The sequence below is a fragment of the Litoreibacter sp. GN1-5 genome, assembly GCF_055693805.1.
Genome location: NZ_JBVFUP010000001.1, coordinates 2059292 through 2084078, shown reverse-complemented (window position 1 = coordinate 2084078; position 24787 = coordinate 2059292). Strand labels below are relative to the sequence as shown.

At 52.1% G+C, this 24787-nt stretch carries 14 protein-coding genes and 4 pseudogenes; 15 read left to right on the top strand and 3 right to left on the bottom strand.

All coding sequences use genetic code 11. The features are described from left to right. The 3 genes from ACZ1HF_RS10400 (at position 1) to gyrB (ending at position 7217) form a co-directional block, all read left to right on the top strand. Complete coding sequence (locus ACZ1HF_RS10400) at positions 1-924, top strand: autotransporter assembly complex protein TamA (RefSeq protein ID WP_472657430.1); 924 nt, start codon at positions 1-3, stop codon at positions 922-924. Beyond that, positions 921-4685: a translocation/assembly module TamB domain-containing protein gene (locus ACZ1HF_RS10395; protein WP_472657429.1), complete on the top strand. Its 3765-nt coding sequence runs from the start codon at positions 921-923 to the stop codon at positions 4683-4685. Before ACZ1HF_RS10400 ends, ACZ1HF_RS10395 begins: the two co-directional genes overlap by 4 nt. A 117-nt stretch (positions 4686-4802) precedes the next feature. Beyond that, positions 4803-7217: a DNA topoisomerase (ATP-hydrolyzing) subunit B gene (gene gyrB / locus ACZ1HF_RS10390; RefSeq protein ID WP_472657428.1), complete on the top strand. Its 2415-nt coding sequence runs from the start codon at positions 4803-4805 to the stop codon at positions 7215-7217. Positions 7218-7283: 66 nt separating this feature from the next. On the opposite strand, the gene ACZ1HF_RS10385 is transcribed toward gyrB, so the two are convergent. The 3 genes from ACZ1HF_RS10385 to ACZ1HF_RS10375 all read right to left on the bottom strand — a co-directional run bounded on the left by ACZ1HF_RS10385 (position 7284) and on the right by ACZ1HF_RS10375 (position 9814). Then, positions 7284-8453, bottom strand: a complete 1170-nt coding sequence (locus tag ACZ1HF_RS10385) for a MalY/PatB family protein (protein ID WP_472657427.1) — start codon at positions 8451-8453, stop codon at positions 7284-7286. 17 nt (positions 8454-8470) lie between these two features. After that, on the bottom strand, positions 8471-8710 hold the full coding sequence (locus tag ACZ1HF_RS10380) for a helix-turn-helix transcriptional regulator (RefSeq protein ID WP_472657426.1): 240 nt from the start codon (positions 8708-8710) through the stop codon (positions 8471-8473). 93 nt (positions 8711-8803) lie between these two features. Next, on the bottom strand, positions 8804-9814 hold the full coding sequence (locus ACZ1HF_RS10375; protein ID WP_472656299.1) for an IS30 family transposase: 1011 nt from the start codon (positions 9812-9814) through the stop codon (positions 8804-8806). A 254-nt stretch (positions 9815-10068) separates the two neighbouring features. On the opposite strand from ACZ1HF_RS10375, the pseudogene ACZ1HF_RS10370 reads away from it, so the two are divergent. From ACZ1HF_RS10370 to ACZ1HF_RS10315, 12 genes and pseudogenes are all read left to right on the top strand, one after another. Continuing rightward, a pseudogene (locus ACZ1HF_RS10370) lies at positions 10069-10528 on the top strand (integrase core domain-containing protein); the annotation flags it as partial. Between the two features lie 160 nt (positions 10529-10688). Continuing rightward, the gene (locus ACZ1HF_RS10365; RefSeq protein WP_472657424.1) at positions 10689-14345 is read left to right on the top strand and encodes a hypothetical protein; all 3657 of its coding nucleotides are present in this window, start codon (positions 10689-10691) and stop codon (positions 14343-14345) included. Between the two features lie 23 nt (positions 14346-14368). Next, positions 14369-15919 (top strand): hypothetical protein, encoded by a 1551-nt coding sequence (locus tag ACZ1HF_RS10360; RefSeq protein WP_472657423.1) that lies wholly within the window; start codon positions 14369-14371, stop codon positions 15917-15919. 1 nt (position 15920) lies between these two features. Then, positions 15921-16193: pseudogene (locus ACZ1HF_RS10355) on the top strand (integrase core domain-containing protein); the annotation flags it as partial. A gap of 35 nt (positions 16194-16228) precedes the next feature. Next, a pseudogene (locus ACZ1HF_RS10350) lies at positions 16229-16387 on the top strand (C4-dicarboxylate ABC transporter permease); the annotation flags it as partial. 236 nt (positions 16388-16623) lie between these two features. Continuing rightward, positions 16624-18291 (top strand): sensor histidine kinase, encoded by a 1668-nt coding sequence (locus tag ACZ1HF_RS10345; RefSeq protein ID WP_472657422.1) that lies wholly within the window; start codon positions 16624-16626, stop codon positions 18289-18291. Then, the gene (locus tag ACZ1HF_RS10340) at positions 18288-19580 is read left to right on the top strand and encodes a sigma-54-dependent transcriptional regulator (RefSeq protein WP_472657421.1); all 1293 of its coding nucleotides are present in this window, start codon (positions 18288-18290) and stop codon (positions 19578-19580) included. Before ACZ1HF_RS10345 ends, ACZ1HF_RS10340 begins: the two co-directional genes overlap by 4 nt. 109 nt (positions 19581-19689) lie before the next feature. Continuing rightward, entirely contained in the window at positions 19690-20700 is a 1011-nt protein-coding gene (locus ACZ1HF_RS10335) for a C4-dicarboxylate TRAP transporter substrate-binding protein (RefSeq protein WP_472657420.1), read from the top strand. 74 nt (positions 20701-20774) lie between these two features. Further along, positions 20775-21398, top strand: coding sequence for a TRAP transporter small permease subunit (locus ACZ1HF_RS10330; RefSeq protein ID WP_472657419.1), 624 nt, complete (start codon positions 20775-20777; stop codon positions 21396-21398). Then, complete coding sequence (locus ACZ1HF_RS10325; protein ID WP_472657418.1) at positions 21398-22798, top strand: TRAP transporter large permease; 1401 nt, start codon at positions 21398-21400, stop codon at positions 22796-22798. The genes ACZ1HF_RS10330 and ACZ1HF_RS10325 overlap by 1 nt, the downstream gene beginning before the upstream one ends. Positions 22799-22970: 172 nt before the next feature. Next, a complete protein-coding gene (locus ACZ1HF_RS10320; RefSeq protein ID WP_472657417.1) occupies positions 22971-24065 on the top strand; it encodes a type 2 periplasmic-binding domain-containing protein in 1095 nt (364 codons plus the stop codon). 275 nt (positions 24066-24340) lie between these two features. Beyond that, positions 24341-24493, top strand: a pseudogene (locus ACZ1HF_RS10315) (IS3 family transposase); the annotation flags it as partial. Between the last annotated feature and the right edge of the window lie 294 nt (positions 24494-24787).

Sequence of the window (24787 nt, the reverse complement as noted above, 5' to 3'; positions counted from 1 at the left end):
GTGTCTGCATTCTGGTTGCATCGCAACCTTTTGGGCGGGGCTGAGCGATTGCGTCTGGAAGGCGAGGCGGAAGGCATAGCCGGACAGAGCGGCGGTGTTAATCTACGATTTTCCGCCCGTTTTGATCGCCCTGCCACCTTCAATGAGGATACGGATTTCTATGCGCTGGGCGAACTGGAACGGCTGGACGAGGTCAATTTCTCATCCCGCCAAGCCTCGATCGAGGCAGGGATACGTCGTTATGCCTCTGACCAACGGGAATATACGTTCGGGCTTGGCCTTCGGACTGCGCAGACTACCGATGCGTTTGGCGAAAGATCATATACGCTGCTGACCGCCCCGCTTGGGGCGATGTTTGATTATCGCGATGATCGTCTGAGCGCCACAAAAGGCTATTACGCTCAGGTTAGCTTGACACCATTTCTTGGTTTGCAAGGCACAGCGAATGGTCTGCGGACCTACATTGATGCCCGCGCATATAAAGGTTTCGGGTCTGACAACAAGCTGGTCTTTGCAGTGCGTGGTCAGTTAGGTTCGGTTGCTGGGCCATTACTATCTGAGGCACCGGCAGACTTTCTGTTTTATTCTGGCGGTGGTGGTACTGTGCGGGGGCAACCCTATCAATCGCTATCCGTTGATTTGGGCGGGGGTAATCTGGTTGGAGGGCGATCCTTTCTTGGGCTTTCTGCCGAAGCCCGTGTAAAGACAGGTGAAAAGCTTAGCATCGTAGGGTTTCTGGATGCCGGATATATCGGCTCAGAAGCTTTCCCGGACGGCAGTGGCGAATGGCACAGTGGTACTGGTGTGGGCGTGCGATATGATACAGGTATCGGGCCGATCCGATTGGACGTTGGCCTGCCAGTTTCAGGCCCCGGCGATAATTCGGGCGTTCAAGTCTACATCGGTATAGGACAGGCATTTTGAAACGATTTTTGTTTATACTGTTTTGCGTCATATGCGTCACCTCTGCTGTCGCACAAGACGATGATCGCGGTTTCCTGACCGAGCTTTTGGAAGATAGTCTGGCTGGCGCGGGGCGCGAAGTTCGGATCGAAGGATTTGCGGGCGCGCTCAGCTCCCGCGCGACCATTGACCGAATGACTATTGCTGACGGCAATGGCATTTGGTTGGAAATGACCGGGCTTGTGTTGGACTGGAACAGATCAGCGCTGTTGCGTGGTCAGTTAGAGGTGCAAGAGCTTTCCGCCCAGACCGTTGATATATCCCGCCTTCCCGAAAGCGAGGACAGCGACCTACCAGATGCAGAAGCATCGGGGTTTTCGCTACCTGATCTGCCGGTTACCGTGAATATTCAAACAGCGCGGATCGAGCGCATTTCTCTGGGCGAACCCGTGCTTGGTGAAGCCGCAGAGATGAGCATAGAGCTATCTGCCTCGCTTGCTGACGGGTCCGGTCAGCTTATGCTCAGCGCAGATAGGGTCGATCAGAAGGCAGGACGCTTCATTATCGATAGTGGATATGACGGCACAACGCAGGAATTGCGCCTCGACTTGGCGCTTGAAGAAGGTGCGGACGGCATTGCATCGCGGCTACTTAACCTGCCGGGTAGGCCTTCTGTTGCAATGAGTATCAAGGGTGCGGGGCCGCTGGACGATTTTGAGACACAGGTAAATATCGCAACAGATGATGTTCCACGCCTGGCTGGCACAGTGACAGTTCTTGCCTCTGATGACACGACCCACAACTTCAACGCCGATATCGGTGGTGATGTTACGGCACTGTTTGCTCCGCAATACCGACCGTTCTTTGGCAATAATATACGTTTATCCCTTGCAGGCCAGCGGGCTGGTAGTGGCGCCCTTGATATTTCAAACTTTGCTCTGACTACGCAGGCATTGGACCTAGCGGGCCGCGCTTCTTTGAACGAAAATGCATGGCCTACTTTCCTTGATATTGACGGACAGATCAAAGGGCAAGACGAGCAGCCTGTTATACTGCCAATCGGTAGCCCTGAAACCAAGGTTAACCGAGCTCGCCTGACCCTGAGATATAATCAGGCTGAGAGCGATATATGGCGCGGGGCATTTCGCTTTGAAGATCTTCAACGTGAGGGCATTCGCATCGACCGTGCCGCATTGGATGTCAGCGGCAAGCTTAGCAATGACGCTGCTGCGTTTGGCGAAGTAACCGCAAGCATTGCAACTCTTGCAAATGGTATAGCCTTTGATGATCCTGATCTGGCACAAGCCGTTGGTGATAGCATCAATGGCTCCGCAAAAATTGCTTATACTGAAGGCGATCCATTAACAATCAGCGAGATGACGTTGGTGGGGGAAGATTACGGTCTGAGCGGTCAAGCTATCATTGATACACTCAGTACTGGATTTCAGACCATTTTGGATGCGGAGCTGTCAGCAAAAGACCTTAGCCGTTTCTCTGGCTTGGCTGATCGTCCGTTGACTGGTACAACAACACTTGGGGCCAAAGGTACGGTTGCGCCATTGGCAGGCACATTTGATCTGGACATAACCGGGACCACTGCAGACCTGACCGTTGATCAGGAACACGCAGATCGCTTGCTGGCGGGCGCAACACAGATGAAGATCATCGCGGCGCGCACCATTACAGGCCTGACGCTTGAAACTGCTCGCATTGAAAACACCAACCTTTCACTAGCGGCATCGGGAAGTTTTGCAAGCGACAACAGCAATCTCCGCTATGATGCCCGCTTGCGTGATGCGGCTCTTGTGTCGCCCGATATCAAAGGCCCACTTACTTTGAATGGGACTGCTGTTCAGGATGTCAGAGGCTGGTCCGTTGATACGCGCGCTGATGGGCCATATGATGTCGAAGCCACGGTAAAAGGTTTGGTAACAGGACCTGATATGGAGGTGGCGTTTAAGGCTGATATGCCCGACATTTCCCCCCTTGCCCCAGGTTATTCCGGGCCGCTTCAACTGACAGGTACAGCGCGACAAGGTGAAACTGGATTTCTGGTTAATACGCAAGCTAGGGGTCCATATGGGGTGAATGCTAAAGTCGCTGGTGTGGTTACAGGGCCAGATATGGCTGTTGATTTTGATGCTAGATTGCCCAATATAGCACCGCTTGTTCCCGGATATTCCGGCCCTTTGGCGGTCACAGGTTCTGCAAAGCAGTCTGAAAACGGCATTACAGTCGATACAAAAGCCAGCGGTCCTTATGGAATAAAAGCGTCATTATCCGGTAGAGTGACAGGGTCAGGGCCCGCTGTGATTTTCGACGCCAATATGCCGAATATTGCGCCAGTTGTGCCGGATTTCAACGGACCATTACGTGTCAGCGGCAGGGCGCAGCAGCAACCCAATGGCTGGTTGCTGAATACAAATGCACGCGGGCCCGGCGGTACAGAGGCGTCTGTCAATGGATTGCTCTCCCCGAATGGCACCGTCAATATGACAATCAATGGCTCTGCCCCTTTGGGATTGGCGGAACCCTTTCTCAAACCGCGGAGCCTGCAAGGGCAGGCCCGGTTCGCATTGCGGATGAATGGCGCCCCCGGGCTGCCTGCACTGTCCGGGCAGATCGAAACAACAGGCTCGCGGTTCTCGGCCCCGAACCTGCGGATTGCCCTGACAGATATCGCTGCGACTATCGGGCTGAGCAATGGCCGCGCCAATGTTCGGGCACAGGGCAATGTCTCGTCCGGTGGGCAAATCAGCCTGGCGGGGCCGGTTGATCTGTCAAACAACCTTTCTGCTGATCTGACAGCAAACCTGTCACAAGTCACAGTCATCGATCCCGGCCTCTACAAAAGTATAGTGAATGGCACGCTCGCAGTCACTGGTCCCTTGCAAGGCGGGGCTAGGATTGCTGGGACACTGAATATCGGCGAGACAGAAATCACAGTCCCATCCTCGGGCATCACAGCGTTGGGGGAAATTCCTGATATTCGCCATGTAGGCGAACCGGCTGCGGTGCGCCAAAGCCGGGAACGTGCAGGTTTGATTAATACAGCTGCGACTGACGCTGAAAATGGAGCAGCTCCGGCATATCCGCTGGATGTTACAATCAATGCCCCCGCACGCATCTTTGTGCGTGGGCGCGGGCTGGAGGCAGAACTTGGGGGCAATTTACGGCTGACTGGTACAACCCGCAATATTATATCGGCCGGGCGGTTCCAGTTGATCAGGGGCCGGATCGATATTTTGGAGAAACGGTTCGTGCTGGACGAGGGCAACATTCAGTTGCAGGGCAACTTCGATCCGTTCATTCGCTTCGTTGCGACAACCCAAACTGCGTCGGGAAGTGCGAGCGTTGTCATCGAGGGCTCGGCATCTTCTCCGCAGGTGCGGTTCGAAGCTATTCCCGAGGCCCCCGAGGATGAGGTGCTGGCCCAGCTGTTTTTTGGTCGTGACATTGCCCAGCTTTCGGCGTTCCAGGCGCTCCAGCTTGCCAATGCGGTTGCAACTCTGTCCGGAAGCGGTGGCGAAGGTATCGTCAGCAAATTGCGCAAAGGGTTTGATCTGGACGATTTGGATATAACGACGGATGAGGAAGGCAACACCGCTGTACGTGCTGGCAAGTATATCTCGGACAATGTCTATACGGATGTAACGGTCGGTGGTGAAGGCACAGGCGAGGTCTCTTTGAACCTCGATATTTCGCCTTCGGTGACCGCCAAAGGCAGCCTTGGCTCAGACGGCAATACCTCGGTGGGGATATTCTTCGAACGGGATTATTGAGGGGTCGATCAAACTGCTACCTAAAATCCTGGAATAAAACACAAAATATTGTGCCTTCCGCGTGACAAACCCCTGCAAACCGCTTATATCTTGAGCGGGATTTTCTGGGAAGATTACATGGCCGAAGACAATAAAAAAAACGAAGACTATGGCGCGGATTCTATCAAAGTTCTCAAAGGCTTGGAGGCAGTGCGCAAGCGGCCCGGTATGTATATCGGGGACACAGATGATGGCTCTGGCTTGCACCATATGGTTTATGAGGTTGTCGATAACGGAATTGACGAGGCACTGGCGGGCCATGCGGATGCTGTGAATGTCAAAATTCATGCCGATAGTTCAGTCTCTGTCAGCGATAATGGCCGTGGCATTCCCGTGGGCATCCATGAGGAAGAAGGTATTTCCGCTGCCGAAGTGATCATGACGCAGCTTCACGCGGGTGGGAAGTTCGATAGCAACTCCTACAAGGTTTCTGGCGGCCTGCACGGGGTTGGCGTGTCCGTGGTGAACGCCTTGTCCGACTGGCTGGAATTGCGCATCTGGCGTGACGGTAAGGAACATGTTGCACGGTTTGAAGGCGGCTTTACAGTCAAGCACCTGGAAGTCGTCGGCGATACCGACCGGACCGGTACAGAGGTACGCTTCATGGCCTCAACCGATACATTCAGTAACCGCGACTACGTGTTTCACACACTAGAAAACCGGTTGCGCGAACTTGCGTTTTTGAATTCTGGTGTGCGGATCATACTGGAAGATGAACGCCCGGCAGAACCGCTTAGAACAGAGCTGTACTACGAAGGTGGCGTGAAGGAGTTTGTCAAATATATCGACCGCTCAAAGACGCCCATGATGCCCGAGCCGATCTATGTGGTGGGCGAAAAGGATGAAATCGGTGTCGAAGTCGCAATGTGGTGGAATGACAGCTATCACGAAACAGTCCTGCCCTTCACCAACAACATCCCGCAGCGCGATGGTGGCACGCATATGGCGGGCTTCCGCGGTGCATTGACCCGCACGATTACACGCTATGCATCTGAAAGCGGTATCGCCAAGAAGGAAAAGGTGCAGTTCACTGGCGATGATGCGCGCGAAGGTTTAACCTGCGTTCTTTCGGTCAAGGTGCCTGATCCGAAGTTCAGCTCTCAGACCAAGGATAAACTGGTCTCAAGCGAAGTGCGACCTGCCGTCGAAAGCTTGATGAATGAAAAGCTGACTGAATGGTTCGAAGAGCATCCAAACGAAGCGCGGATTATTGTTACCAAGATCGTCGAAGCGGCACAGGCGCGTGAAGCAGCGCGCAAGGCGCGTGAGCTGACACGACGCAAGAACCCTATGGATATGAATTTCTTGTCGTCCAAACTGAAGGACTGTTCCGATAAAGACCCTTCAAAGACCGAGATTTTCCTTGTGGAAGGCGACAGCGCCGGTGGTTCTGCTCAAACCGGGCGGGATCGGCAGACACAGGCGATCCTACCGCTTAAAGGTAAAATTCTGAATGTGGAGCGTGCCCGGTTCGACCGGATGCTTGGTAGTCAGGAAATCGGCAATATGGTCATGGCACTGGGAACCGGTATCGGTCGAGATGAATTCGACATCTCGAAGCTGCGCTACCACAAGATCGTTATCATGACTGATGCTGACGTAGATGGCGCGCATATCCGCACGCTGCTTCTGACTTTCTTCTACCGGCAAATGCCGGAACTGATTGAAAACGGGCATCTCTTCATTGCGCAACCACCGCTTTACAAAGTGGCGCGCGGTAAGTCTGAGGTATACCTGAAAGATCAGGCTTCGATGGAGGAATACCTGATTGATCAAGGTGTCGAAGGTGCGATGCTGAAACTGCAATCCGGGGAAGAGATCGTCGGTCAGGATTTGCGCCGCATTGTTGAAGAAGCCCGCACCATTCGGCGGATATTGCAAGCCTTCCCGACCCATTATCCTCAGCACATACTGGAACAATCCGCTATTGCCGGGGCTTTTCTTGCGGGACAGGTTGATGCGGATTTGCAAGGCGTTGCCAATACTGTGGCCGAGCGTTTGGATTTGATTGCCCTGGAGTATGAAAAGGGTTGGCAAGGCCGACCGACGCAGGACAAAGGTATTCGTTTGTGGCGTATCCTGCGCGGCGTGGAAGAGGTACGGGTGCTGGACGGCGCAGTTCTACGCTCTGGCGAAGCGCGGCGCCTTGGGGCGCTGACAGAAAGCCTGCAAGAGATCTATGCGCAACCCGCCAAGCTGATCCGCAAGGATCGGGAACAGCCTGTTTTTGGCCCAATTGACCTTCTGCAATCCATCCTTGAGGAAGGCGAAAGGGGCCTTTCCCTGCAACGCTACAAAGGTCTGGGTGAGATGAATCCAGATCAGCTTTGGGAGACAACTCTTGACCCAGAAGCCCGCACATTGCTGCAGGTCAAAGTCGAAGACATGGCGGAGGCAGATGACATTTTCACCAAACTTATGGGTGATGTCGTCGAACCCCGTCGCGAGTTTATCCAGACAAACGCGCTAAGTGTCGAGAATTTGGATATTTAGGTAAACCGGGGGCATGCAATGCAACATGCCCCCATTTTATAAACTGCGGATAGTTTTATCATCCGCTTACTGCAGATCTCCAAATGCCTTTTGCATTCGCGCTACTGCATCTTGAACGAAGCTGCGCGGGGCCGCGATGTTGAACCTCAGAAAATCCTCGCCGCCCTTGCCAAAGGTGGGGCCATGGTTGGCGGCTATTTTTGCATGTGTCTGAACGCGATCAGTGAATTCAGACCGCTGCATTCCGGTGCCAGAGAAATCGACCCATGACAGATAGGTACTTTCCAGATTCATTGACGCAAGGCCGGGAATGGCATTTATACCCGCGTCGAACAGCTTACGATTGCCGTCGAGGTAGGTTGTAAGCTCATCCACCCAAGCTGCGCCGTCCGGGGAATAAGCGGCCGTCGTCATGAACAGGCCGAAAGAGTTGGCCGACATTCCCAAAGCCGCCATTCGTGCGGCAAAGCGTGCGCGCAAATCCGGATCTTCAATAATCACGTTGCCGCAATGGCTGCCCGCAATATTGAACGTCTTGGTCGTGGCTGTCATCATGACAAGGCGGTCAGTGATGCCAGGGATATGGGCCATGGGAATGTGGGTGTTGCCTGGAAAAACGAGGTCGTGGTGAATCTCGTCAGAGACCAGCACCAGATCATGACGTTTTGCAAAGGCTGCAATCGCCAGCAATTCCGGCTTGGTCCAGACCCGTCCACCCGGATTATGGGGCGAGCACAGGATCAACATGGTCTCGGACCCGGTCATTTGGGCATCATAGGCATCAAAGTCCAACTCATAACGGCCTGCAGTGTTGACCAGTTCGCATTCCACCACTTCACGCCCGGCAGCTTTTATGACCCGTGCGAAAGCGTGGTAAACAGGTGTGAACAACACGATCCCGTCGCCGGGATTTGTGAAGGCATCCACACAAAGCGCGGTGCCGTTCACAAGACCATGCGTCGTGAAAATCCAGTCAGGTTCAATCGTCCAACCATGGCGGTTTGTCATCCACCATTGAATTGCGGTGCGATATTCGGTCTCATCGCCGAAATAACCATAGACACCATGGTTATGCATTTCCTGCACAACATCCTGCACGCATTGAGGCGGCTGAAACTCCATATCAGCAACCCACATGGATAGGCCATCTTTGGGAGACACACCGTAAAGCGCTTCCATCCTGTCCCACTTCACGCAATGGGTGCCGCGGCGATCGATGATTTTGTCAAAGGACATGGCTGTCTCCGGGAAATTTAGTTCTGATCAGGTTCGCTGGTCTTTTCAGGCTCTGCAAGGGTGAAAATATCTTCCACGCGAAGGTTTAGTGCGCGCGCGATTTTCAGCGCAAGAACGGTGGAGGGGACAAAGACTGAGTTCTCGATTGTGTTGATCGTCTTGCGAGACACGCCAGTGGCTTCTGCCAGCATATACTGGGTCAACTTGGCCTTTGTACGGTGGTATTTAAGCGTATTTGTAAGGCCGGGGGTCGTCATCCCAGGTTTTCATCTCGAAGTTCGAGGCGATAAATTGTATATTCTCTTATGCTTTGTGAATTCACGCTGAAGTGCAGTTCCTGATATGTCGTTCTATTCCAATCGGTTCTGAATTTCCATCAGCTTGGTCTCGAAGACTTCCGCCGGTGTCCGGTAATTCAAACACTTGCGCGGCGTTGAATTGAGGCGATGGCAAATCGACCTCAAATATCGATTTGTCAGCGCCGTCGGTTCGGTCGATCTGGGGAGATACTTCCGCAACCTGTTGTTCGTGTTCTCGACAGTGCCTTTCTGGTAGGGCGCTTGCGGGTCACAGAACCAAGCATCTGCACCGATCCCAGCTTTGAGGTGCTTCCAGGCCGAAAACTCGGTGCCTCGGTCGAAGGTGATTGATTGATGCGCATCGGCGGGCAGGGGAGCCAAGCCTTGGATCAGGGCTTCCATGATCGGTTTGGACTGGCGATCTTCATTGCGCATCACGACCGCGTATCGGCTGACGCGCTCGACCAGAGAGGTCACGTTCACCTTTCCATGCTCTTTGCGGAACATCATTAAATCGCACTCCCAGTGGCCGAACTCAGCGCGCGCTGCGATGCTCTTGGGCCTGTGTGAAAGGCTTTGCACATCGAAGATATGCGTTCGGTTGTGCCTGCGGTAACCCCGTGGCCTGCGGCGACGGCGATGTTCAGGCAGGTGGCGATAGAACTGCTCATCGCGACCGTCTTTGGAATAGGCGAACCGATAGATCGTCTCGTGGCTAACGCGGATCGGGTGGCGTTCAAGACGCATCCGTCCCGCGATCTGTTCTGGCGACCAGCCGGCCTTGAGCCGATCCTCAATGGCTGCCTTCAGTTCTGGATGGACGATCATTTTACGATGAACTGCACGACGGCGCTCATACATGTCCTGAGCGCTCAAAGCGTAGTAACCGTTTAGCTGTGGCAGTTCCCGGTCATCATAGTGGTTGCGTCGAACGTCTCGGTAGATCGTTGAGACATCGCGGCCCAGACGATCCGCAATCTCAGACATGGACATTTTGGCTTCACGCCACTTTGCGATCTTACGTCGTTCTTCTAAGCTCAGGTGAGAGTAGTGGGTTCCCATTCAATATCCTCCATGCAACATTCTGTTTTGATACAGAATTTGCACTTCGTTTGTGAATCCACCCTTTTGAAATAATTATAAGAATAATCAAGCAATGACTGATCGGGAGTTCGATCACCTGAGAGTCATTAAGAATAGCAATAGAAAACCCCACAATTAGTGTTATTTTAGATGCTATGAAGCTTGAAATATGTAGGTTTTTCTGGAACCAACTTCATAGTTTGGTCATCCCACAAGGGCCAAACCAGAGTTAGTCGCTCGACTTCATGTCTGACGTGCTGGAGGACGGCCGTAGGTTCCGCGTGCTGAATGTCATTGACGACTTCAGCCGGGAATATCTTGCCGCTGTGGTAAGCATATCCATAGGCGGTCAGTGTGTGGTTATTCGTGTCTGGTCGTGTCAGATAATGGCACCGAACTGACGTCGAATGCGATCCTGAAATAGCAGGAAAACCGCAAGGTGGACTAGTGTTACATCGCGCCGGGGAAACCAATGCAGAACGGCTTCGTAGAGAGCTTTAATGGCCGGATGCGCGACGAACGCTTGAACGAGCGTCTCTTCGACAGCCCGCGCCATGCCTGCCGATGATTGCGGCATGGCGCGCCGACTACAACCACCAACGCCCCCATTCCAGCCTCGCTGGAATGACACCAGCAGAATATGCTAACCGGTCAAAGGAAGACCAAAACATGAACAGAGCTAACCTAAATTAGCGGTCTCTAAGGCGAGCAGGTCAGTACTACGTATCAGATCTGCGTATCTGGGACTGTCTTGTGTTTCAGGGATCGGTTTGATGTTTGAGTAGCTGGCGCAATTTTTCTGCTATTTTTTTGTAGTTAAGCTGACGGTCAGGTCTCATATTGGAGTTTTCAAATGTCAAATACACAGCTGGTTGGTCGTAATGGTGTTGGCTTTGGCAATAAGGTAGAAGCTGATGGGGTGGGTGTCCGGCGAGGTGGTGTAAAGGGGTCCGACACGGGGTCTGATGGCGGCTCTGCAGGTGGTGTGCGGTCTGGCGGGGGTCGTGACGGTTCGGTGTCCCAGCCGCGCGTTCAATTGAAGGGGCAGGTTTCGACTGCTGAGGGTCGTGCGGAGCTTGCGACAGCAATTGACGGAATGACGGCACAAGAGCGCACGTTACGCGAACAGATTTTCATGGATTTTTTAATTGATGAGTTTTTGGGTGGCAGTGGCGACGAAGTTTCTCTGGATGGTTTTAAGACACCCAAGGTTGTTGTTGCGGTTCCTGGTGATCGCAAGACGCAGCTTCCGGATGGTGCGAACGGTGCGTTTGTGGCAGGGCGGAATGGTGGGCGGGGGACGATTATCCTGCGGGCTGGCCTGACACCATCTGAGCGTCAAAAGACATTGAACGAGGAGTATGGGGAGGCTGTCGGTGCTTATATGGCCTCCAAAGGTGTGGACGTCGCGCCGGGTGATGTCGGGGCTCGGATTGCGCGGGTTGTGACTGGCAAGCCTGTATCGCGTGAAGCCACGCCCGGTTTATACAGATCGCAATCTTCCGACACGGCCCAGGTTCGGTTGGATGGGCAAACGGTGCAGGCGCAGGCGCGGATTACGACGGATGCGCCTGTCCAGCAGGTCACGGCGTCGTTTGAATCGTCCAATGAGCTGATGGTGCTCTACACTCCCAAAGGGTCGAAGAAACCTATCGTCGTGGCGCGCAAGAAAAAGCAGACACCGAATGCCCAAGATAAAGTTCCTTTTGTTGTCACGGATCTGACGGCTAAACTGCCTGACAAGCTTGATGGTGAGTTCAGCGTTTTCAATGTTGATAAAAGCCACCCTAAAGGTGGCTACGTGGTGGCGACAACTGCGGCGAAGGTTGATGGCAATCCTGCAGGAAGTACGTCACGCAGCACGCGCAATGCAGATGGCTCCATTACAATTTCTTTTGATGAGTTTGGCGACGGCCGAGTAGATGGCTTGGAGCCCGATGGTTCTGTTGGCTTCAAAGGCGATGGTGATTTTAATGATGCCATTATAACCATCAAACCTCAGAAGAAGCCAAGTGCAACACCGGATGGCAAGCCAGCACCATCTAAGCCAGGCGATGGGTCAGAAGGTGATACGGTCACCACTGGTCCAGTCGAACCTGCGGGTCCTTCCTTTGGCTCGCCGGTTGACGCGACCGACGCCCCGCCTTCTGTGCCGAAGGGCACCATCAAGAAGTCGCGCACGAAGGTTGAGTTCAATACTGAAGATGAGTTGGTGGTTGAGGTTTTTGATCCCAAGACGAAGAAATGGACGGTGATTGCCAGGAAGGGCTTTGGATACCAAGAGACAGAGCAATATGTCGATATCAACCAGGTTGGCAAAACGCCGCCTGCGGTGCGGGTGCGCAATATCACCCAAGACGGCGCGATCATCTCGGGCAGTGATCCGCAACGTGCGCGGCTATTGGTCAATCCTGAGGAAGGGACACAAGCGATCGGGTTTGAGGACCGCCTGCGCTCCAAAGGTGATGGTGAGTTTGTAGGCGATGATTTCCGCGACGCGGTTGTGTCGTTCAACGTCAAGCCCGGTGCCAAGAGCGCGGTTGGCAAGCCTGTGGATACGACGACGGGCAAGCCAGCCGAGACGAAGCCGTCTGCGGGTGCCAGACCCACCGATCCGACGGAGTTCACACCGGAGCCGCAATATCAGGAGATCGGCGACAAGATCATTGCGGCCAATGACGGCAAGCCTGTGACGATGAAAGATCTGCCCAAGCTGATGGAGAAGAAGGGCGTCGTGACCAAGGACGGTCTTGAGTATGGGGGTGATGCGAAGGGCAAGACGGCTGCGATGTTCGCCCTGCAAGCGGCCAATCGTGGCAAGCCTCTGAGCGCCAAAGACATTGCCAAGTTCATTGATCGCGGTGTGATTGTGATCAAGGATGGTAAATGGAGCGTCGATCTGACGAAGTTGGAACCAACAGAGCTCAAGCGCATTACCTTTGCATTGAACAAGAACAGCAAGCTTTTGACCTTTGCGTCAGATACCGAAAAGGGGCGCAACAAGATCACGGGCCAGTTGGGCTTTGACGACAAGAAACTGCGCACACGGATTGATGACAGCTATGGCAATGGCGACGGAACTTTGCACCCCGTCGAGATCAACCGCGCGATTGATGACGGCTACCTGATTATGGGCCCCGATAACACGTTCGTCACGCGCAGCAGCGTCAAAGAGACAGACCCAAACAGCAAAACCGATGATGGAAGCACTGCGGCTGAAGAGACGGATGGCTTTAGCGTCTCGGCGGACGATTCCAGCGGCCTGAAGCAAAAAAGCGGCGGTATCCGCCCAAGTGTGCAACGGATTCTTGATGGAACGCCTGCTGGTGGGTTTAATTCTCTGCTTGGCGTTTTTCTGGAAGAAAACAAGCAGACCGAAAAGGATCTAAAAAACTGGGACGTCAAGCTTGATAGCAAGGACAACACCAAATTTGTCATCACATATAAAGGTAAGAGCGTCGTAAAAGGGCGCCTGTATCAACGCTCGACCGACGGGAGAGAGGTCGAACCGTATAAACCCAGTGGCAATGATGCCTTTCTTGATATGATGAGTGATGTTGTTGATATTTTTATCTTCAATACCAAAGATAGTAAGGGCCGGGTAGGAAAACGCAACAAAGCCATGGGCGCAGGCATTGCGGGTATTGTGCGTTCTCTCAATATCATTGGCGGTGAGAAGCTTTTGGACGAGGTCAAGGATAACGGCATTAAATCTCTTAGCGTCATAGATGGGACGACTGAGGAAGACGCCTACGGTTCACCTGACTTCAAATTCGAAAGCAAAAGCGATGTTGACTCGCTCGCGATCACGGCCCATGCGCGCGACATTGAAAAATATGTCGATGAGGATGGGACCGGCCTGCGGGCGGATATGGTACAGAATTTTTTCTATCGTATTTTGCAGGACGGAACAGGCAAAGCCGGCAACGTAAAAAATCCCACAGCGTGGAAAGAAGCTCTCGAAAAGGACGATGTTGGTGATCTCGATGCAAGTAGCAGCGGTGGCGAACATAGTGAGATCGCAAGCCTATGGTGGATGGTCGCCAATGGTAATGCCACTCCAGCAGAGGCCAGAGCGCTTGGCGCCAAGTTCTCTGCAACGTTTGACTACTTCAACAAAAACTACGCCAAAAAGCTAGGCGTCGATCCCGTCCCAACTGGATCGGTTGCCACCACCGGGACGGACATTGCGGGATCAGGCAGCGTGAACGCTGAAAAGTTTGTTCAGAACATGAGCAAAGCCGGCTTCGACTTCGATGATGACGGGACAAGCCTCGAAGCAGGTGAGGGGGCCAATGTGCTCATGGCACTGAATGGTGGCAAGCCCATGAGCGCCAAGGACATCGACCTGTTCATCAAAAAAGGCATCATCAAGATCGACGAAAAATCCGGCACATGGTCGATCAACAAAGATGCCATGACAGGTGACAGACCAAACCGCATCGTCGCAAACATCCTGCGCTCACCCTCCCTCAAAAAGGGGAAAAAGACGACCTCCTCGACGCAATAGGGGTCGACATAGAAGACCGGAAGTTGCTGGCTAAAAAATTCCCAGACGGACAAGGTGGCATAAACCCAGACGCGATTGAGAATCTTGATACACCGATATTCTCAAAGGGTGGATCAGGCCTGTTTGTTCTCGATGATGAGGCTTTGGAAGAGGTCAAAAAATCTGGAACACCGGTTGTTGATCTAGGTAAAGGTGCGAAACAGGCAACTGACCTTGTTACTAGTATTCCACAGAAGGATCCCAATGACGTAGCGGAAGTTGATTCCGCGCTTGATCAGGTAGATAATCGTTATAACTCGATATCAAAAATGGAATCTAAAGATTTTAGCTTTGATCCGATCTCGACTGAGCTAGATGAAGCAAGAGAAAAAGCAATAGCAGATGCCAAGAAGCAGTACAGACAAGGCGTAGAAAATGGAACAATAGATCCGAAAGACAAAACAAAATTTGTCTTTAATTTTGAACCTTCTATAGACACGACCTTTGTGGTAAAGAAGCTCGGCATAGGTAACTTCAAAGGGCTTGAGCAGACGAGAATATTTGCGCGTATCGGGGTTACTGTTGACGCCAACGGTAATGCGCAAACGACAACTGGTTTGGGCATTCGCTATTGGGGTGACTCTGGCTGGAATCTCGACTTAAGCCAGATCGGCGTCAAGACTGCTAATCACGGGTTACAAGATACAACCACTATATTCATTCCGCTGGCGAAGAAAAAAGACGGTGGCTGGAAACGAGGTGGAGATACAACTTTAACCACCTTTATGGGGTATTCGCTAAACTCGGTAATAGGTTTACCGGCTTTTCAAAATGGGCTTAAAAGTCTTTATCAAATGATATCGCGTGGGTTCAGTCAAGCAGAAGGCACAGAAAGTGCGTTACCACCAGGTGGCCCTGAAGCTCTTGAGCAAGGTGGACCAGTTGCTGTTCCTGCTGATGTTCCCGAACCTGCAAATGGTATATTGTCGAGACTTTGGCAGAATTTCAAGGAGAAGTCAGACGTAAATGCTCGTGGCGGTATCGGTTTCTCCAGTACTATTAACATATCTGATGTCTGGAAAAACGGTACTACTTCTGACAAATTAGCCACGGTTCTAGGCCCGGTGGCATCATTTGGTTCAAAGATCGGTGCTCCTCCAGGGGCTACATATTTATCGCGCCAGATGGCCGCTAGATATGGACCGAATACGCCACGCCAGATGGCAAAAATTCGAGCTTTTGTGGAACTTGGGCGTGTTGGTGGTCTCATGGCTTTGTGGGGCATACAAACTGGAACGGCTTATGCCAAAGGTACGTTGCAAAACTTCAAAGTAATCGCATATGGTTTTGTATCTCCAAGGCCGTTTGGGCCGGCTTTCGGTCCGTACACTACTCCCGCACTAGATCCGGTAACGGGAGAAGCGGTGACTGGCGAAAATGCTGCTTTCAACAAGTTCACGTTTGGAAAATTAAGGGCTCAGTTTTTCTCTTCTAGCTCATTTGAAATCTTTTCAAGGCCACCCAGAACTCCGGTAGAGGGCACGCCTAGCCAAATTGATGAACCACCTGCTACTGCTGACGAGGGTGGGGAATAGGCACCCCCAGACACAAGGCAAGATTGAGCGGTGGCACCAAAAAATGAAGAACCGTGTCCTCCTAGAAAGCTACTTCCTACCCGGCGACCTGGAAGGCCAGACCGGCGCATTTGTCGAACATTACAACAATAACCGGTACCACGAGAGCTTGAGCAATCTGACGCCAACCGACGTCTATCACGGCCGAGGCGCGAAAATCTTGAAGATGAGAGAGGAGATCAAAAAGAAGACAATCCAAAAACGCCGATTGCAGCACCAATCAACTGCTGCCTAAACTCAAACAGAAACTTAAACTCTGACGACAGACAGACCTCAGGCGTGGCTGGCATGCCGATGATGCGCGTCGTAAAGGCGTCTCTGCCGTTTCTCGCCGTGCTTTTTGTCTTCCTGATCATGGTCACATATATCCCGGCAATCTCCATGACCCTGCTAAACGCAGTCATGGGACCAGAATTGACTCTGAACTAGAGACGCGGGTGGCACAAATGAATACGCCGGTTTGGGAACTGGCCAAGCCAAAAAATGACCGATACATTGAGATAGACTTGAGTTTTGGCTAGAACACGCAATGGTAGTCCTTAAGCAGGTTGCGTTCAACTTGGGGTCCGAAAATTGCTTTTAAGAATGTCAGCCTTCATCTAGTGAACATGCGTTTATATAAACCAATATTCTTTTTTATTGCCTTAATGGGACTAGCAACAGGCGTGTATTTCGCATCATTTTCCTATTTTCAGGCACGTGAGATCGAGAACGCCGAGGCACGTTTGACGCTGTATCGCAACACGCTTGAATCCGAGCTTCGTCATTTTGCGCATTTGCCTTTTTTGTTGTCGCTTGACCCAGTAGTTGTTCGCACCTTGGAAGGCGGCCCGTCGGAGGAACTAGATAAACGGTTGGCAAGATTTGCGCAAAGTGCTGGACTTGACGCCATCTATCTCATGAACAGTGATGGTGTCACAATCTCAGCCTCGAATGCGAAAAGCCTAAACAGCTTCAAGGGGCAGAACTATGCTTTCCGCCCCTATTTCAAGGCGGCGCGTAAAGGCGAATTGGGAGAGTTCTACGGCATAGGAGCCACTACAGGTATTCCCGGCTATTTCTACGCAATGCCGGTCCGCGCACAGCAAGCAGATGCGCAAGGTGTGATTGCTATCAAGATTGATCTATCGGACTTGCAAGACACTTGGCAGGCTTCGGGAGAGCGGATCGTATTGGCAAACGCCGATGGTGTCGTCCTGTTGGCATCCGACCCTGATTGGCGCTACAAAACAATGGTCCCTCTGACACTGGTTCAGCGCGAACGGATCGTTGCGTCACGGCAATTTGGCTCGGAGCCATTGGTTGCTCTGGACGGATCATTCGATCAAAACCGCCAGATTGCCACAATGGATGGCGTGCGGCTTTTGTATCTCTCCACGGCCAATATGCCCAATAGCTGGTCGCTACATTTTTTCGTGCCCGACGATCTGGTTGTCACGAGATCCTTGCTCACAACCGGGACACTTTTGACGTTAATTCTGTTGCTGTTTTGCGTTTGGCAACTCAACCGTATGCGGCGTATCCGTACAGCACTATTCAATTCAGAGCGGGAAGAGACGGAATTGCGGGCAGCGAACGCCCGGCTCGCCATCGAAATTAAAGAACGTCGCGCTGCTGAATTTAACTTACAAAAGACACAAGTCGAATTGGAGCGAGCAAGCCGATTAGCGGCACTTGGACAATTGGCGTCCTCCGTCACGCATGAGTTGGGTCAACCAATTGCTGCCATGCGCAATCAATTGGCCGCATCTGAAATAACAATTGGACCGTCTCCATTAAGCGAAAAGATGCAGAGCCTCGTGGCGCGGATGGAAAACATAACGCTTCAGCTAAAGTTCTTTTCTCGCAAAGGGCGCGACAGCTTCGAAGATTTTGATTTAGCTGACGCTATGCAGAATGCGTTAGAAATGCTGGAGCCCAGCATTAGCATGCGTGCTGCTCATGTCGAATTTCACCGCCCGCGCTTTCAAGTTCATGTATGTGCCAATAAGCTACGTATTGAACAGGTGATGACCAATATTGTGCGTAACGCGTTAGATGCTGTTGAAGAGACCGAAAAACGTCAGATAGACATCACGATTGGGAGCGCTTCAGACGGTGTATGGTTCGAAGTCGCAGATACGGGCCACGGTTTGCAAGGCCAGTCGTTGGACGACTTACGAGAGCCTTTTGCAACAACCCGTGCAAGCGGTGAGGGTATGGGGCTGGGACTGACGATTTCCGCAGGTATCATCTCAGATCATGGTGGACTAATTACAGCGTCAAATAGATCAAGTGGAGGGACAGTTTTCCGCGTCGAGCTGCCTTGCAAGAATGGGAGTCATATTAAGTGACTGGCTACCGTATATTGGTTATAGAAGATGACCGCTTGATGCGGAACTCGCTTGTAGATCTGATCGAAGCGGCCGGTTGGATTGCAAAGCCTCTGGCCCGTGCAACAGATGCGCAACGTTGGATTACCCAATTCGAACCCGATGCAATCCTGTCGGATGTGCGGATGCCAGAGATGTCAGGTCTCGAATTGTTACGCACCCTTCCAGCCGAGCCGCCAATTGTACTCATTTCGGCACATGGCGACATTCCCACCGCAGTCGAGGCCATGAACCATGGGGCCTATAGCTTTATTGAAAAGCCATTTGATCCAAAGCGGCTTTTGTTGGTCCTGTCACATGCTGCCGAACAACACAAAATGCGGCAAAACAACCAGCGGCTGAAGGCGCGTTTGCGCCAGTTATCAGGTCTCGACCGTGTTCTTTTGGGGCAGACAGCACAAATGCACATGTTACGCGACACAGTTGTCATGGTCGCTGGAAGCGATGCCGCTATCCTAATACATGGCGAAACGGGCACCGGAAAAGATTTAGTTGCACGAGCGATCCATGATCTGTCACCCCGCTGTGACGGTCCGTATATCGCTGTGAATGCAGCGCAAATCAATGTGGAACAACTACCCCATATCGCAAGGTGCGCCGCAGGCGGCACTTTGTTTTTGGATGAAATCTGTGCTTGCCCGATTGATATGCAACCAATGCTGTTGCGCCTGATCGAAGCAGGCGAGATTTTCGGATCTGGGCAAGGTTTACCGGAAACGACCGATCTGCGCATAATTTCTGCCACTAATGAAAATTCGGTGGCAGCGGTAGCGGTCGGGTCCTTGCGTGCCGATCTGCTTTACCGTTTGAATGGCTTCACTATTGATCTGCCGCCCTTACGTGAACGGCGAGATGATATAACACTGCTTGCTGTGCGCTTCTTGCAAGAGTTTGCCACCCTTTATGAAACCGAGCCGCCTGAGCTGACAGATGAAGACCTTGCCGCCCTCATCGCTCATGACTGGCCCGGCAATGTCCGGGAGTTGCGTAACCTGACTGAGCGTCGTGTGATGACGGCGCGCCACGGGTTAGGCTCGATGCAGGACGTGCTGTCTGATGCCAATCGCAACCAGTTAGAGCGTTCGGGTCTGCGAGAGGCTGTGGCAGCCTTTGAGCGTCAGATAATTAGTAAAGCCATCCAAGCTCATGGTGGACGGATGGATGACACTGCGGATGCACTGGGTATTGGCAGGCGCACTTTGAACGAGAAGATTGTCAAGCTGGGTCTTGATAAGGAGGCCCTGTTATAGCCCTGCGGAAATCCGCAGGTATATGGTGGAATATGCCGCAAATTTCTTCATGCGTATGGCGCTCGCTTTTCTGTTTTAGTATTGAGAATTAATTCTGGGAGGAAGCTAAATGAAAAAATACCAAAACTTTATAACGATCACTGCGTTGTCGACTGTTCTTACGGGTCAAGCGATGGCGGAAGAGTGGAACGTGTCTCTATGGGGCAAACAGCGTGCGTTCACTGAACACATTGAAAAGCTTGCTGAGTTGGTGAACGAAAAAACAGATGGCGAGTTTACTCTAAATATCAGTTATGGCGGTCTATCGAACAACCGCGAAAATTTGGACGGTATATCAATTGGTGCGTTTGAAATGGCGCAGTTTTGTGCTGGGTATCACCGCGACAAAAACCCGTCTATCACAGTTCTGGAGTTACCTTTTCTCGGTGTGACATCATTAGAACAAGAAGTTGCGCTGTCCATGGCCGTTTACCAACATCCGGCCACCGTTGCTGATCTTGCGCGCTGGAATGCCACGCTTTTGATGCCCTCACCACTACCACAATACAATATCGTTGGCGTGGGCGATGCGCCCAACACGCTTGCCGAATTCGAAGGGCTTAGCGTTCGCGCGACCGGGGGCATCGGCGCTGCGATGGAAGCCGTAGGCGCCGTCCCTACATCTATGTCCGCAAACGAAGTGCGACAGGCAATGGATTCCGGTGTTGTTAAAGCCGTTGCATTCGCGCCGCATGCGCACATGTCTTTTGGCACAATCGAAAACGCAAAATGGTGGACTGAAAATCTAAACCCCGGCACGGTGAACTGTCCTGTGGTGGTGAACTCTGACGCATTAGATGGTCTGTCTGACGCGCATCGTGATGCGTTGCTGGGCTCAGTCGATGAAGCGCTGGACCACTATATCGCCAACTATAATGGTGCCACTATGGACGCTTGGGGGCCTGCCCTAAAAGAACGCGGCATCGAAATAGTCAGCTTCTCTGACGAAGAGATCACAGGCTTCAAGGAGGCAGTGGCGGCACCCGCAGCGACAGCTTGGATTAAACAGAACAGCGCCACCGGTTTGCCTGCACAAGAGCTTTACGACCTTGTCACCGATATGATTGCCGAAGATCAGTAATATCCTTGAGGCCTCGCGCACGTGATGTGCGGGGTCTCTTCTGGACTTCGCATTGAACTCTGTCGGGGGTCCCCATGGCAATAGCGTCTCTTGTGCTGACAGATGACAGCACTCTCAGCAAATTTGACCAAACACTTCTCAGACTTGAACGTATTTTTGCCCTTCTAAGTGGCATTGGTGTTTTCGGACTTATGATACTCGCCGTCGTGTCGGTCGCTGGCCGAAATGGGTTGAACCTACCTCTTCCGGGCTACGTAGATTGGATCGAACAAGCGATGCCGCTGATCGCGTTCATGGGCATTTCATATGTGATGCGCGAAGGCGGACATATTCGGATGGATATAGTTGTCGGAAAATTGCGTGGGCGTGCCCTTTATACGGTCGAATTGATCACCACTCTGGCAGTGCTATTGCTGATGGTGTTGTTGGTTTGGGGTAGCTGGGCGCATTTTGTTCGCAGCTTCGATTTTGCAGCTCCCATGTGGAGCCGCGACAGTTCCATGGATATTGCGCTGCCAATTTGGCCCGCAAAACTGCTTGCACCCGTAGCTTTCGGCATCCTGTGTCTGCGGTTATGCCTTCAACTTTGGGCCTATGGTCGGGCCATCGTGACGGGCCGTGCCATCGCGGTTCCAATGATCGCCGATGCAGCGACACAAGCCGAAATGGAAGCTGACCAATTGAAAGAACAACACTGATGGAACCAATTGATATTGGGTTGTGGGTCACTGGCGGGATGCTGGTGCTGGTCGTTTTGGGTATGCGGGTCGCCTTCGCGGCAGGACTAGCAGGCATGATCGGGCTGATATGGATTTTCTGGGCCAAGAAGGACTACGGTTTTGACGATTTCGGTTGGGCGCTTGGAGTCGCTGTGAAAACCGCAGGCCAAGTGCCGCACTCCAAAGTCTCAAGTCAAGCACTATCCTTGATCCCAACTTTTATTCTGATTGGTTATCTTGCCTATTACGCTGGGCTAACCAAGGCATTATTTGAGGCTGCTAAACGCTGGATCGCCTGGGTGCCCGGAGGGCTGGCGGTCGCAACAGTTTTTGCAACTGCTGGGTTTGCTGCGGTTTCTGGTGCTTCGGTCGCAACTTCGGCGGTCTTTGCGCGGATCGCAATTCCAGAGATGCTCAAGATTGGCTACAACAAACAATTTGCAGCGGGCGTTGTGGCAGCAGGGGGCACGCTAGCGTCGCTTATTCCACCCTCGGCAATCTTAGTAATTTACGCGATCATTGTCGAACAAGACGTTGGCAAGCTACTATTGGCAGGGTTCATTCCCGGCGCGTTTTCGGCCCTCATCTACGCAATGCTGATTATCGTTATGGCGTTGACGATCAAGAATTTTGGACCGCCCGTCAGCGGCTACAAATGGCGCGAAAGATTTGCATCATTACCGCCTGCTTTACCCATCGTCTTCGTTGTCGTTACAATCATATGCTTTGTTTATAACCCGTTCGGTGGCGACGCATGGGGCACACCCACGGAAGGTGGCGCAATAGGGGCCTTTGTCGTGTTTCTGATGGCACTTTACCAAGGCATGCGCTGGCCAGAGCTTAAGGACGCATTGCTGGAGACAGCAAAACTTAGCGTGATGATTTTCACAATCATATGGGGTGTTCTCATCTACGTACGGTTTTTGGGTTTTGCTGATTTGCCAAGCGCGTTTTCGGACTGGATTACGTCTTTGACAATGTCACCAATGCTCATTCTGATCTGCATTTTACTTGCCTATGCTGTACTTGGAATGTTCATGGATGCTATTGGTATGCTGCTTTTGACGCTCCCAGTAGTTTATCCTGCGGTGATGGCGTTAAACGGCGGCGAAGCTGTAAGTGCCGCAGACAGCACATTCGGCATGTCTGGACCCATGTGTGCTATTTGGTTTGGTATACTTGTGGTCAAGATGGCAGAGTTCTGTCTAATCACACCGCCTATCGGCCTTAACTGCTTTGTGGTGGCCGGCGTTCGAGACGATCTTTCCGTACAAGATGTGTTCAGAGGTGTTACTCCCTTTTTCATTGCCGACGCCATCACGATTGGACTTTTGGTCGCCTTCCCATGGATAGTCCTTTGGCTGCCGAGCTTGGCGTGACGCTAAGCGACGATCTAATAGCAAAGAAAGGCTGATTATTATGAAAGCAAATTTCTCCCTTACGATGATCGACCTTAAGATCGCTGTCGTAATAGCCTGCACAACATTTGGTTTTGTCGCGCAGGCAGACGCGCAAAATGTGACGCTAAAAGCAAACGACGGTGGCTTTGAGATGACAGGCAAGCTGATTGAGGCTAACGCCGAATATTACTTGATTGAGTCCACCCTTGGCCCTCTTAGAGTTCGAACAGAATTTGTTGATTGTTTCGGCGCCGCTTGCCCAGACGAGACCGTATCAAATCCAATTGTAGCCACTGATGTCAAGACGGAGTGGGACGTTTCTCTTTGGGGCAAACGTCGAGCATTCACCGAACATATCGAAAAGATTGCCGAACTTGTTTCTGAAAAGACCGACGGTAATTTCGTACTTAACCTGTCTTATGGAGGCCTGTCGAACAGCCGTGAAAACCTTGACGGTATCTCAGTCGGCGCTTTTGAAATGGCCCAGTTTTGCGCTGGTTATCATCGCGAGAAAAACCCGTCAATCACGGTGCTGGAATTACCATTTCTTGGCGTCACATCGCTGAAACAGGAAATCGAACTATCGTTGGCAGTATATGAACACCCTGCGACACAAGCTGACATGGCGCGTTGGAATGCAACACTTTTGATGCCTTCCCCTCTGCCGCAATACAACATTGTTGGATCAGGACCGCCGCCAACATCATTGACCGATTTTGAAGGAATGCCAATCCGCGCAACCGGTGGCGTGGGTCAAGCAATCGCAGCTTTAGGTGCCGATTTGGTTCCGATTCCTGCGCCCGACGTAAAAGACGCCTTGGAAAATGGCACAATAAAAGCAGTCAGCTTTGCACCCCATGCACATATGTCCTACAATACGATCAACAGTGGCACGTGGTGGACGACCAACCTAAATCCTGGCACAGTCAATTGCCCTGTCGTTGTGAATACCGACGCACTTTATGGTCTACCCGTTGAGCATCGCGTAGCGCTGTTGTCGTCAGTAGATGAAGCGCTTGAATACTACGTCGAGTATTACAACGGTGTAACAATGGATGCTTGGGGACCTGCGTTAGCTGAAAATTTTATTTTTCAGATCACCATAAATGACGAAATTCTTGGCGATATTAACGAAGCGGTAGCGGCTCCCGCCGCGCAAGCATGGATTGAGGAAAATGAAGCCCTGAACCTTCCTGCGCAGGAACTTTACGAACTTGTGACAAAACTGATAAAAGGTGCTCCCTGAGCTTATAGATTTGGTTTTGTACAATGAAACGAAATGCGGCAAAGCGATATCGGGGCCGAGTCCGGTTGAGGGCGAAATATTACGATAGCGGACAATTCTCACAATGCCCCTAAAACAGCAAAACGGCAATATGTTTGTCCTGAGTTTATGAACTTTTCTCGATCATAAGAGTCCATTCCTTAAGCCCAGTAGCTCAACAAAATTTCAGCAAGCACCCAAGTCTACCTTGCCCGCTAACTTCCCTAGTTTGCCGACATTTTTACATCCGCTTCGGGAACCGGAAGAAGCTGAGATGGCTCTATCGCGAGGAGAAGCTGCAAGTGCGCAAGCGTGGAGACCGGAAGCGGGCCCTTGGGACACGCAGGCCAATGCTGGTACCGGATCGCCCCAATGAAAGCTGGGGCCTGAATGCGGTGGCCAGAGTATTGCCAATTTAGACGAATAGGGTTCATCCCCGCTTCAAGGAAGTCCTTGTGAGCAAGGGTAGTAGGGGCTCTCAGAAATCCCTTCGCGCCGCAGACCGGCCAAGACAGTCCTGATCTTCTCTTCAGCTGAGTAATTGCGGGCTTTACGCTTGATGCAGCTGACGGGCTTGTCAGGGGCGTCCTTCGATGGTCCGGGTTTCTTGCCCATCTTCACTCCTTGGTGGTTACGATGTGCCAGAAGCTCTCTCTTATCAAATCGACCTAAATTGTCCCATTGGCACTGACGTCAGACACTTC